This is a genomic window from Acinetobacter sp. ANC_7634 (genome assembly GCF_056779875.1).
In genome coordinates this window covers 1-11779 of the sequence record NZ_JBWYIT010000020.1, presented here as the reverse complement: position 1 = coordinate 11779, position 11779 = coordinate 1, and the positions used below count along the sequence as shown (strand labels likewise).

At 32.8% G+C, this 11779-nt stretch carries 10 protein-coding genes; 5 read left to right on the top strand and 5 right to left on the bottom strand.

Annotated features, from left to right (window positions below; all coding sequences use genetic code 11):
• The first annotated feature begins 992 nt into the window (after positions 1-992).
• The 3 genes from AC1M9A_RS14225 to AC1M9A_RS14215 all read left to right on the top strand — a co-directional run bounded on the left by AC1M9A_RS14225 (position 993) and on the right by AC1M9A_RS14215 (position 4205).
• Complete coding sequence (locus AC1M9A_RS14225) at positions 993-1349, top strand: hypothetical protein (RefSeq protein WP_481610472.1); 357 nt, start codon at positions 993-995, stop codon at positions 1347-1349.
• A complete protein-coding gene (locus AC1M9A_RS14220) occupies positions 1346-2239 on the top strand; it encodes an integrase domain-containing protein (RefSeq protein WP_481610471.1) in 894 nt (297 codons plus the stop codon). The genes AC1M9A_RS14225 and AC1M9A_RS14220 overlap by 4 nt, the downstream gene beginning before the upstream one ends.
• A gap of 226 nt (positions 2240-2465) precedes the next feature.
• Positions 2466-4205 carry a type IV secretory system conjugative DNA transfer family protein gene (locus AC1M9A_RS14215; RefSeq protein WP_481610470.1) on the top strand — a complete coding sequence of 580 codons (1740 nt, stop codon included), beginning with the start codon at positions 2466-2468 and terminating at the stop codon, positions 4203-4205.
• A gap of 190 nt (positions 4206-4395) precedes the next feature.
• Here the strand turns inward: AC1M9A_RS14215 and AC1M9A_RS14210 are convergent, their stop codons facing one another.
• Both AC1M9A_RS14210 and AC1M9A_RS14205 read right to left on the bottom strand, forming a co-directional pair.
• Positions 4396-4923 (bottom strand): hypothetical protein, encoded by a 528-nt coding sequence (locus AC1M9A_RS14210; RefSeq protein WP_481610469.1) that lies wholly within the window; start codon positions 4921-4923, stop codon positions 4396-4398.
• 76 nt (positions 4924-4999) lie between these two features.
• Positions 5000-6454: a DNA sulfur modification protein DndB gene (locus AC1M9A_RS14205; RefSeq protein ID WP_481610468.1), complete on the bottom strand. Its 1455-nt coding sequence runs from the start codon at positions 6452-6454 to the stop codon at positions 5000-5002.
• Positions 6455-7277: 823 nt separating this feature from the next.
• On the opposite strand from AC1M9A_RS14205, the gene AC1M9A_RS14200 reads away from it, so the two are divergent.
• On the top strand, positions 7278-7856 hold the full coding sequence (locus AC1M9A_RS14200; protein WP_481610467.1) for a ComF family protein: 579 nt from the start codon (positions 7278-7280) through the stop codon (positions 7854-7856).
• 2 nt (positions 7857-7858) lie between these two features.
• Positions 7859-8419 (top strand): hypothetical protein, encoded by a 561-nt coding sequence (locus AC1M9A_RS14195; RefSeq protein WP_481610466.1) that lies wholly within the window; start codon positions 7859-7861, stop codon positions 8417-8419.
• A 120-nt stretch (positions 8420-8539) separates the two neighbouring features.
• Here the strand turns inward: AC1M9A_RS14195 and AC1M9A_RS14190 are convergent, their stop codons facing one another.
• From AC1M9A_RS14190 to AC1M9A_RS14180, 3 genes are all read right to left on the bottom strand, one after another.
• Positions 8540-9463 (bottom strand): hypothetical protein, encoded by a 924-nt coding sequence (locus tag AC1M9A_RS14190; protein WP_481610465.1) that lies wholly within the window; start codon positions 9461-9463, stop codon positions 8540-8542.
• A gap of 342 nt (positions 9464-9805) precedes the next feature.
• Entirely contained in the window at positions 9806-10336 is a 531-nt protein-coding gene (locus tag AC1M9A_RS14185; protein ID WP_481610464.1) for a plasmid replication DNA-binding protein, read from the bottom strand.
• 67 nt (positions 10337-10403) lie between these two features.
• A complete protein-coding gene (locus tag AC1M9A_RS14180; protein WP_481610463.1) occupies positions 10404-11363 on the bottom strand; it encodes a RepB family plasmid replication initiator protein in 960 nt (319 codons plus the stop codon).
• Positions 11364-11779: the final 416 nt, after the last annotated feature.

Genomic DNA, 11779 nt, shown 5'->3' with positions numbered 1-11779 from the left:
CTAGGTAAAAGTATGAAAATACCTAGGTAAAAGTATGAATTAATGTTGTAAAAAGCTTGATACTTATGCCTTTTAGCTACTCTAAAAGTATTTAAAAATATTAAAAATATTAAAAATATATCTAATTTTAAAATTGCCCTATGTTTTCGCTTCGCTCAAACTCTATTGAACTTCGCTTTCGCTCAGTTCGTAGGGGCAATTTTTTGGTTAATCTCATTAGAATTTAATAAAAAACAAAAGCAACTCGGAATTCGCTACGCTCATAAGTTTTTTATGCTCGCTACGCTCGGTCTAGACACACATTAAGTTTGTTCGCACCCTTCGGAATGCTCTGTATCTAAATTTTAGAATCAGAGGGGAGCTTGTAATCAGGGAAAAAACATAGCGAGAATTTTGATTGTATCTGTTCGCTCGTAGACACTCGCTCTATAAAACTTGCTGAAAGCAAAAAATAACAAAGCGAACGGAGTGTGAGCGACTAGGCTCAATCAAAATATCCTAACTTTTTCTTTTTGATTACAAGGCTCCCATTTAATTTTTTTCGGGAGAAGCAGAGCCAGCCCGAAGGGTGGCGACTCAATTCTTACGCACTAACTGTTGTCACTTCCACAGAGCGTCACTACAAAAGAGTAGTGACGCTCTGGAAGAATTACACTATATCTAGCTTAGATAGAATTATTGTAAGTTTTTGCCACGTGATGGCGAAAAAATAGTTGATATATTAATCAAACTTTCTTTTGTTTTTTCATAACTTTTCTTCGCTGACTTTTTAAAAATTTCTCAGCTTAAACATAAAATTTTTAAAGGAGATCAACTACTTTCTAACGATTCACATCTATATATGCTGAAATTGTTTTTTTATAAAGTATTCAATATGTTAGTTCTAAAGAATTTCGATTTTTTATAACTATTTTCTGTTTTTTTCAGCACTGTTTTTTAGCAAATGCGGATAAAACACTAATTTAACACTAAGCTTAAAAGTGGATCTCTATATGTCAATTTCTAAATTTTTTGGAAAAACGAAGAAATCAGATTTCATTCAAATTCTTGATTCATTGCGTATTAAAGATGGAATTGTCTTTATTCGAGTTTCAGGATTTACGCATACGTTTGAAGCAAAAAATTGTAGATTTTCTGATGAAAATTCATACGTTGATATTGAAAATGCACAAACTGTAATCAGCCCGATTTCAATTGATTCATCAGATGTAATTTATTTTACTTACACAAAAAAAATGGATGGTAGAAAGGATTATGTAAGTACGCGATTCACTCTTGATAACTCAAAGAATTATAAAAAATCAAATGAATCATTTGTCTCTGAATTTTATAAAGTCAACAATCAATGACTTTGAAAAATGAGCTAGATGAGCTTTGCAAAAAATTTCGTACTGGGTCGCATGCGACCCAGGCGAATCGTCGTGCGATGCTGCGTTTGTTCAGCGATCAGCTTGCATCCATTGGTTTTAATACTTATACGATGCGTGCAACTGATATAAAAGGCAAACATATTAATAGGTTAATAGAATTTTGGCGTAGAGAAGAATTAAGCGCAGGTACTATAAAAAATCGCATGTGTGTTCTTCGATTTTGGGCTGAAAAAGTTGGAAATCCGGGCGCAATTAAAAATAACAATACTTATAAACTCGAAAAGCGTGTTTACGTCACGAATGAAAATAAATCTGTATCGTTGAAAGAGCTCGATTTATCACAAATTGATCAAAATATTGCGCAGTCTTTGCGTTTACAAGACGCTTTTGGACTCAGACGCGAAGAAAGCATGAAGTTTCAGCCTGTTTTTGCTCTAGATGGGCAAAAAATTGAGAGTGCTAAATACATTCGAATCAAGGGAAGCTGGGCGAAAGGTGGGAGACCGCGCACAATTCCGATAACGAATGAAAAACAGCGTGATGAGCTCAGAAATGCATACGCGCGAGCGGTTGAAAATGGGGGATCTTTGATTCCGAAAGAAAAGTCGTATGTTTCTCATATGTCATTTTTTGAAAAAGTCACGAGCGCACTCGGGGTTGGCCAAACTCACGGCTTGCGCCATGGCTACGCGCAATACCGCTATTTTGAGCTCATGGGATTTCAATGCCCCGCTGTTGGTGGTGTTAGAGAGCTAACGGCAGAAGAAAAGGAAAAAGATGCTGTTATTCGTCTGCAAATTAGTGAAGAGCTCGGGCATTCACGCATAAATATTACATCTGTTTATCTCGGAAGTTGGAGCAAAAAATAATGGGTGTCGCATCAGATATTCGCGAAAAACTTCCACTATGTGGTCGCTGCGTGAATTGTAAATTATTAATTTGGAATGAAAAATCTGAACTAAAAACAAGTCAAACATTAATTAAACTCAAAAGTTTAGAGACATCTTATTTTTATACAGTACGTTGTTCTTGGCTTAAAAGCCCTGTATCTGAACCACAATTTTTGGACGTTTGCGAAGGTAGACAAGAACATAAATGACATTCAAAATTTTATTGCTTTTGCTACCCCTTGTCGCAGTTGCTATTTTTGCTGTGACATATGTTCTGACGAACTTTATAGTTTCTGAAACCTTTGGAAAAATAAAACAAAATGAGTTAGATGACATAAAAAAAATGGCTGCTAAGTTAGCATTAATCCCATTTTTCATTGTCTTTACTGGTTTTGTATATTGTTTGAAAGCATATTTCGAACTTTCCAATTTGCATTTCATCATCCTCTCTTTATCTGCAGCCCTATTGTTTTTTTTAGCTATGTATTTTGGCTCTCAATGCATTGATCCAGAAAATATTGATCGGAAGCGGAAAAGTATAGAAAAAAAGGAATCTGCTGAGGGGCTTGGAACGCTTTTAGATGCAGTTGAGCCAACGCAAGACGTTGGAACCCCTTTAATTGCTTACGTTTACGAAAAAAAATTGAAAGAACCTGTTTGGAAAGCCTTAAGAGTTACTAACGAAGACCGTGGGATTATTTTAGGTGCGCCAGGTTCAGGTAAAACCACCTATCTTGTGACACAAATTATTGATTGGATGGAGTCAGGGCAAAGTTTTGTTGCAACTGATATTAAGCCAGAAATTTGGGCTATCTTGAAATACAATAATGTTTTTGAAAAATATGGTTATAAAGATTGGGTCTTCAATCCAACTGATATCAATGGAGATCACTATAATTTATTTTCAGAGATTCATGATTCAGCAGAATTTAATGAAGTTTTAAATATTATTATTCCGGATACAGATTCAGCGGAGTCAAAAGTTTTTAATGACAATGCAAGAAGGCTGCTAAAAGCAATCCTCATAGAATTAGGATCCCAGGCATCTTTACCTAATGCTCAAGGCTTTATTAACTCGATGAACGATAATGCAGAGTTGTTAAAAACCTTGCGACAGTCTAAAAATGAAATAGTTTCGAGTATTGCGAAAGACATTACACGTACAGCAAAGAATGATAAGTTATTTGCATCCATCATGACAGCGACTTCAAAAGCATTTGATTTTCTTGATGATGAAAGGATTAGAACATCAATTTCAAGTAATGCTGAGGGATTTTATTTAAAAGATATTCTTATGAAGCCAAAGCAGGCGGTTTTTCTGCAATTTGATCAGGAATATAAGAGTTCAACTGCTACGCTCTTTGGTGCAACTGTGGCGCATATAATACGTATTTTGCAAGCGAATCAAAATCGTGGAGCAGTGTTCCTCGCACTTGATGAAATTATTAATTGTGCCCCTATCCCTAAGTTCACTGATTTGCTCAATACAATGCGCTCTGCGAATATACCTACTTTTCTATATCTTCAATCATTAGAGGGCTTAAATCGCTTGTATGGAGCCAATGCGGATAAGTTATTTTTAGGTTCGAGTAATTATAAGGTTGTTTTTAAGATTGGTGATATTTCGACGGCTGAAGTGTTTAGTAAGCTAATTGGGAAAACTGAAACCACCTATTACAGCTATTCTGAGCATATAGGGCAAGGTACGAGTAGTAATGAAGTTAATAATCGGAGCACATCATCGGGTCATTCAGAAAGCACAAGGCTTGAATATATTATTGAACCTGAGGAGTTTAGCCAATTGCCTGAACATAATGCTGTAATTATGTATAACGGGACGTTTGGGACTTTGGAAATGCCAAAATATTGGGAATTTTTTGATATCCCCATTCGTATTACAAAGGCTGGGCCAACTGAATATTTGAACTATAAAAAACAGTTGTAAGGGAGCATTGTGTCTAGACTATCTAGCGTGGATATTCTACTCATAAAATAATAAATGCTACACCAGGACGTGATGTACGATAGTATTTAGACCTAAACACCTAATACGAAAAAGCCTAACTGGATGTTGGGCTTTTTTATTCACTAAACAATCATCATTACATCTGAAACTTCTCTTGATTGAGCAAAGCTTAAACAACTATTTTTTTATAGTCAGATGTGATTACTCTAGTAATTACTAATCCAACAGTAGATAAAAATAGGAGAAATAAAGACATTACTAAAAAAATAACTAAACTAAATGGTTCTGTTGAAAATAACATCAAGAATGCTAAGGCAGAAAAAATACCTGAAATTATAGCTAGTAGCTGGTACAAAACATCAGCTATTGGTCTAAAAAATTCACAGAAAATCAAAATTTTAGGAGAAATTTGTTTTTTTAAATGAACACAAATTCCCAAAATATAAGTTAACAGCATATGAGATATGGTATAGAACACCAATAAACTCATATAAATTTCATTCTTAGGAATTAATGTTGCTATTACTTCATTAAAACTTTTTAGATTCTTACTTTCAGTTAAGCTATTAGAAGCTAATGTTAAAAATCCGAAATCAGCTAAAATGGCAATCAAACTAGGTATAAAACCAATAAAGAAGCCGATTTTTAGAAGTTCAAAAAATGCTATTTTAAATTCTTTTTTTTCTATATAAGTCATTAACTTAATCAAGGTAATCTCTCTATTTTTAGATATTTAATGTTAAAAGAAAAGGAGCATTTGCTCCTTTTTAATTTTAGTTAAACAAATCGCTATTTGTAGGAGAGTGACGGCTTGGCAATTGAAGTTGATATCGAATCATATCGCCAATAATAGGATATATATCATTGTGTTTAGCACCAAAACGCATTAGTCCTGCATTTAATGACCCTAAATCACGGTTACCACTTTCTTCATCAGGCAAGTAACGATCAGCACCTGGGAATAAGTGTTTTCTTTCACTTTCAGACATCTCATAGTATTGCCAAATTTTATTAGAATGAGAGAGGTCCAAATTACTAATACCTTCTAGTAAAGCATGATAATAAGATTCAGATTTTTCAGAAAGTTTTCTACCAAATTTAAAGTCATAAACAAGCTTTGCTAAAGCCTTTAAAACTACTGGCTGCATAGCAACTGTTTTTTCTTTACCTTTTTCTTCACCAAATCCATCAATTGATTTAATACTTTCCCAAAACTGCTTAGCAACCGAAAACTTATCTTTTACATCAGGAGTTGCCGTAGAAATATTAGTTTTATTCAAAAATAAAATTGCATTAATAGCAGACATATCTTTGAGTAGAATACTTCCATCATCCTTAGACCAGTCCTTCTGCTCAACTTCTGAAACTTTAATATCAAGTTGCTCAATGATTTGTTCTTTGATGAATAGATTAATTGGATTTGAACTATCAAATTTTAGTGCTAAGTTCTTATCTACTTTTTTCCCAAGGTTATTCAAGTCATGAAACAGTTGACGTTCTTCATCAATATTCAACCCTAAATGTACTTCTACCGATACCGATGCAAAGGTACGGCTACTTTCCGATACAGTTTGCCAGGCTTGCAATTCTTCAGATGTAAGTTCAATGTGGCCATCTAATGGAGCATAAATTCCCTTTTTCTTAGGATAAGCATGATGACGAAGCAAGTTATCTAAAAAATCAAAGACAATACGCATACCCTCTCGTCGATGCTGACCATCAACTACCCATAAGATATTGTTTTGAGCTAAATAAACTTTAAAACAAGCTGTAGAAAGATCATCTTTAGAAATAACTCGTTCAGCCCTTAATAATCCACCACGATGGCCAATACCACGAATATTTGCAACTAATGGTTGTAGTGATAAATAAGGTTGTCTTCCAAGTTCTTCCTGAATCTTATTCAGTGCAGGAATAGCTGGTTGTTTTTGTAACTCCCTGAATTGAATAGCAGAAGAAATCAGGCCTTTTAAAATATAGACAGCCAATTTTTGAGCATGAACTTGGTCTAACTTACGTTGAGAAACCTCAATCCCTTCTCTAAATTGTTCATTGGCTACTTCTGAAATCTTGAAAAACTCTTTCATAGGTACTTGTAATAAGAAAACACGCTCTCCCAAATTATGTCCAATAAAGACATTGTAGTCCTGCTCACTCCCATTACTAGCTACTAATAAATCATCCAGTGATCCAGTTGTTAAAGGCTTTGGTAGATTATCTTCAATCATGATTTTTATCCTAAATTATTAATGGGTTTATAATAACCTGGATTTAATAAAAATCAACACCTGGATTCATTTTTTTTAAAAAAATTCAACCCAGGATGATTTTAAAAAAATCCTGGATTTTATTTTTAAGGTTAGCTTGTTTTAGTTGGAATTATTTTTATAAGTACTTACTTGGTTGATGTAGCATAAAATCTCTTATACGAAACTCATAAATAGTTTACTTTTCAACTAAATAAGTTCCCATTTAACATAATAGGCGTTATGCGAAATGCAATTAAAATAATTATTTAAAATCAATAACTTAAAAATTTTCACCCACCCCGAAAAACAGCAAAAAACCAACTTTGAAACATGTCGGTTTCTTTTTGAGCAAATTTGTCATTTTTCGCCAATAAAATTGATCAAAAAGCGATCAAAAACTGCAATTCCCTATAAGATATATGCCTTTTAAGATCAAATTCATCCCCAATTTCTGCGGACAACTTTTGGGATAAGTTTTAATCAATTTTGTACGCCTTGGCTCACATTCATTCAGGTATTTTGCGTCTATACCGATGACCTTCAATTTTCTATGATGAACACATAGAGAGCAGGATGCTCCAGATAACAATAAGAAATCGTAGCAATGGAATATGCAGGTACGACAGGAGTTATACCAACGCATCAAATACATAAAAAAGCCCAACAGGATGTTGGGCTTTTTTATGTCTTGGATTTGAATTTCGTATAAGAGTTTTTATGTTAAATTATCCCCAATAAGTTGTTGTTTTTAATTTATTTAAAAAACTTATAAATCAAAATTTCATTAGAGATTAATCGTAATATGAATATTAAGGAAATTAATGGTCCTTGGAAAAAAGGAATAGTTTTAGATAAACATGTTCTAAAGAGTGAATACCTTGGTGACAATGAGTATGGCCGTCCTATGTTCGACACTAAAAGATCAGACATAGGCCAAGCATTATTTTTATTAAAATATAGAAATGATTGGAACCAAATTCCTACTTTAGTTGAGGCTCTATCTTCAGCAATAACTCAAAACTTTAGTGAAAAGATAGGATTCATTGTTCCTATGCCTGCATCTAATAATCGTGATCGTCAGCCAGTGTATGGTTTAGCTGAAGGACTTGGACAAGCTTTAAATATACCTGTGTTTACTAATATTTTACATAAGACAAAAAATGGAACGTCTCTTAAAGATTTACAAACAAGAGAAGAAAAAGAGTCAGTATTAGCTAATAGCTTTTCTCTTTATGATGGCATTAGGAATGATGGGCCTTGGAATGTTCTTCTTATAGATGACTTATTTGATACAGGGGCTACTATGGAGGCTGCTTGTAAAGTGCTAAGCTCATATTCTAAAGTTAAAGATATCTATACAGCAGCATTAACTTGGAAATAGCAGTGGAAAAAATTTTTATTGCGGGCTCTATTAGTATTAAAAAACTAGACGAATCCGTAACTAAACGTATTGATAAGATGATGAACCAAGGATACGAAATTATCCTTGGTGATGCTGATGGAATTGATAAAGCTGTACAAAATTACCTTAATATTCAAGGGTATAATAAAGTTACTGTTTATCATAGTGGCACTACAGTCAGAAATAATTTAGGTAATTGGCCTACAAAATCAGTAGTTACAAAATATAGATTTGGTACAAGGGATTTCTTCACCGCTAAGGATCTAGCTTTAGCAAATGATGCTGATATTGGTGTCATGCTTTGGGATAAAAAGAGTACAGGAACATTAAAAAATATTATTGAGCTTATTAAACAAAAGAAAAAAGTTACAGTTTTTCTTCAGCAGGAAAAGAAATTCCAACGTGTTTATAATGTTGATGAGTTTTTACTAATTACTCAGAAAATGTCAGAATTATCCCTGAAAAATGCTGATAAAAAAATTAATATATTTCAATCAATTGAGTTAATTAAGAATAGCGAGATTCAACCTAGTTTTTTATAAAACTAGGTATGATAAATAGAGAATCAATGGCTATTTAATTTTAATATGATTAACCTACCCCAATGTTCACCATCTCTCACAAGACTTGCAGTATAGCTATGGTGAACTTGAGTGAGAGTATCATCTTAGTAAAGTATCTATTTGTTGATCCCAATTGGTATCATGAATAATTCTTCTAATTGCTAAATTGCTTTTAATAATCTCAGTCTTTGTTTTTTTAGATAGTTCTTCCCAACTTGTATTATTAAATACATAGGTAGCGTTATTTGGGCTATCAGACTCCAAAACAGATATACCTTTTTGAGGGAAGTGATAAATTACATATCCTTTATATCCACCAACTCCAATAACAATACCTGTATGCTCATAAGAAGCTATTTTATCTAATCTTTTTTCAATCACAGGTTTTACAGTCTTACTTAATTTTGTAGAAACTGTTTGTTTAATTTTTTCTTTTAATTCTTCTTTTGAATAAGTTCCCGCAGGTAAAATAAGCCAATTAACAACTTTAAATGTTCGTGGTAATTGAACAAAACCATCTTTTGCAGCTACATGAAACTCAAGTTCTGAACCAAATATTTCCAAAGCCAAATTTAGTTTATGTAAGAATAATGCTGGATCTTCTTGACTATCGCATTCTATTAGTAAAAATTTTTCGTCTTGGCTCTTTATACAGTTAATATGAACATTCTGTGCAGGAATAGTTTCACGTGGATAACGTTCATATGTACGCCATGTAAAGTCTTCTACTTCAACCCTGTTATCTCTCCCACGAAACTCGGAACGAGTATAATAAAAAGCCCTGGTAATGGTTTCTTTAGGTTTATCTCTTCTAACGATTTCTCTTCCATCAGCATTGATTCTTGAAAATTTACCAATTTTATTCGGTAAAAATGATTCTGCATCTTCCCAAGTAGTTTGGTCTGAGATTTTTTTTAGATAGTCAGAGCTTAAATCTGATAGTTTTTTACCTAATAAGAATTTACCAGTAATACTTGCTAAGGAATCAGGAATTTTTCTAAAAGATTTTTGTTTAAATTTCATGTGCTTCTCATATTAATTAAATTATCTAGTCTATGTAGAGGTGATTTATTTTTATTCAAGACAGTGGAAAATTTAATTTTTAGTTCTAATAAAATTAAAAGAAAACTTATCAAATATTGGTAATTTTTTCAAAAATACAGTAACTGCTCATATAGATATTTTTAAGATTACCTAAAATTAACATAATACACCTTATACGAAATCCAGTAGATAAAGTTATTTAATTTCAATATCTTATAATAATTAAAAAAGCCCATTCGTCGCCGATAGGGCTTTTTCTTTGAATTATCACGTTCCACATCTATTCTTTGATCATTGTTTCACAACTTTGTGTAGTTCTATTTAACCATTCGGTAGGAAGAATCTACTCAGGAAGCTACGCTTTTTAGGCTCAGGTTCAACATGCTCAGGAACAGGGATTCGCTTACTTGGCGGTGGGAGTTCACTATCAACTTCAACAGGCGTTTCTAGTTTTTCAGTCTCTGGAGGTGGTGCAACAGGTGTTGGGTCTTCTACTTTCTGAGGTTTGGGAGCTTCCAATAGGCGTTGCATAGCTTCAATTTGTTCTTGGTAGAAGGTCTCTCTTTCCAAAGATTGATTTTCTCTCAGAATAGACTGATTAAGTTGACGTTCAAGCATGTCAACTTGACGTTTTAGCATGTCAATTTCTGTTAAGTTTTGACTGTCGGTTGATTTACTCTGGTTGACAGGTTGCTCTTTGTTTTGGGGTTCACCAAAGACGCGTAACGCTTCTGAAAAGTCAATTAAACCATCTGAGCCTTTTGATAAATTTCCTTTATTTATATGGGCATATATTGCTTGTCTTGAATATCCATATAGTTTTGCAAGTTCTGATACTGATAGCTTTTTCATTGATGTAAAGTTGTTATCAAGTCATGTTAATAATTGACTATTCAATTGACTGTGTCAATTAACTTCATTATTTGAATCCTAGCTGTTTCAAATATGGTCCATACTCTTTTAATTTTTCAGGATCTGTTAAATGATGAGCAATACGTTTGGTGAAATTTTCATAACTTTCACCAACCTCGCTATATTTAGATGCAAAAGATTCATCATAAGCAAGTTTTTTTGCGAAAAGATCAATTTGTTTAACTGTAGGTTTTTTGGTTCCTTCCTTGTATTTAGTAGTGGACTTAGCAGTTTCTTTTTTTCCGATTAGGAATTTAAAACCTATAATTTTTTTGCCATTTTTAAGATTTTCGAAAGAAACTTGCAACTCTGTAGACTTATTAATTTCTAATACTGCAGGTAAGATCACTCTTTGTTTTAAGTTCCAAAGTAAAGAGTATTTATCTTTTAATTCAAATATATTTCTGAATTCTTCCTCTTTGAAATTTCGATATCCGATACTCTCGTATTGCTTTAATAATTGGTAGAGCTGGATCGAATGAGATCCCTTTAGCTGTAAAACTTCTTTAATTGTAAATTTTGTATATGGATGATTATTGTTAAATATAGACAACATGAATAGGACTTCGTTTGTGAAGTAAAAGCTGATTTTTCCATCTCCATATTCGATACGAATAACCCAATGAACAGATACTCTATTGCCTTTTGTATTGATATAAGAAAAATATCTTCCACGAAGATCATCAGCAGCTTTTTTTAATTGAGAATATGCACTACCAATTTCAATACCACATGCCTCTGCAAACTCTTTAGCGGTAATAGTAAATTTACTAGACTCACTCATTGGATTAAGACGAACAATAGGGCTAGCTAGAATAAAAACTCTTTTTTCATCGATAGACATACTATTCCATGCCTCAATCATTCGATTTTGCATGACTGTATATTCTGCTGGATATTGAGTAGATGGTTTCTGAATAGGATATTCATGATCATCTACTAATATAGTATCTAATTGAGAATCCATAAATTTTTTAATTCATACATACTTTATAATGTATGAATATATGCATTGACAACAGTGAAGTCAAACCTAGAAAAATGTATGAATATTCTTTTGTACATAGCGTTTTTTCGAATTTCTATGATTTTCAAAGAGTAAAAATTATTTATTTTTTATAATAAGCATATGAAAGTTACTCTAGTTCATGAGTTAGTGGTATAAAAATCCATCAAAATAATTCATCACAGTAAAGAAATGGGCTAAAACTATAGAATATTTTGCAACCTAGGTAAAAGTATGAACATCTAGGTAAAAGTATGAAAATACCTAGGTAAAAGTATGAAAATACCTAGGTAAAAGTATGAAAATACCTAGGTAAAAGTATGAATTAATGTTGTAAAAAGCTTGATACTTATGCCTTTTAGCTACTCTAAAAGTAT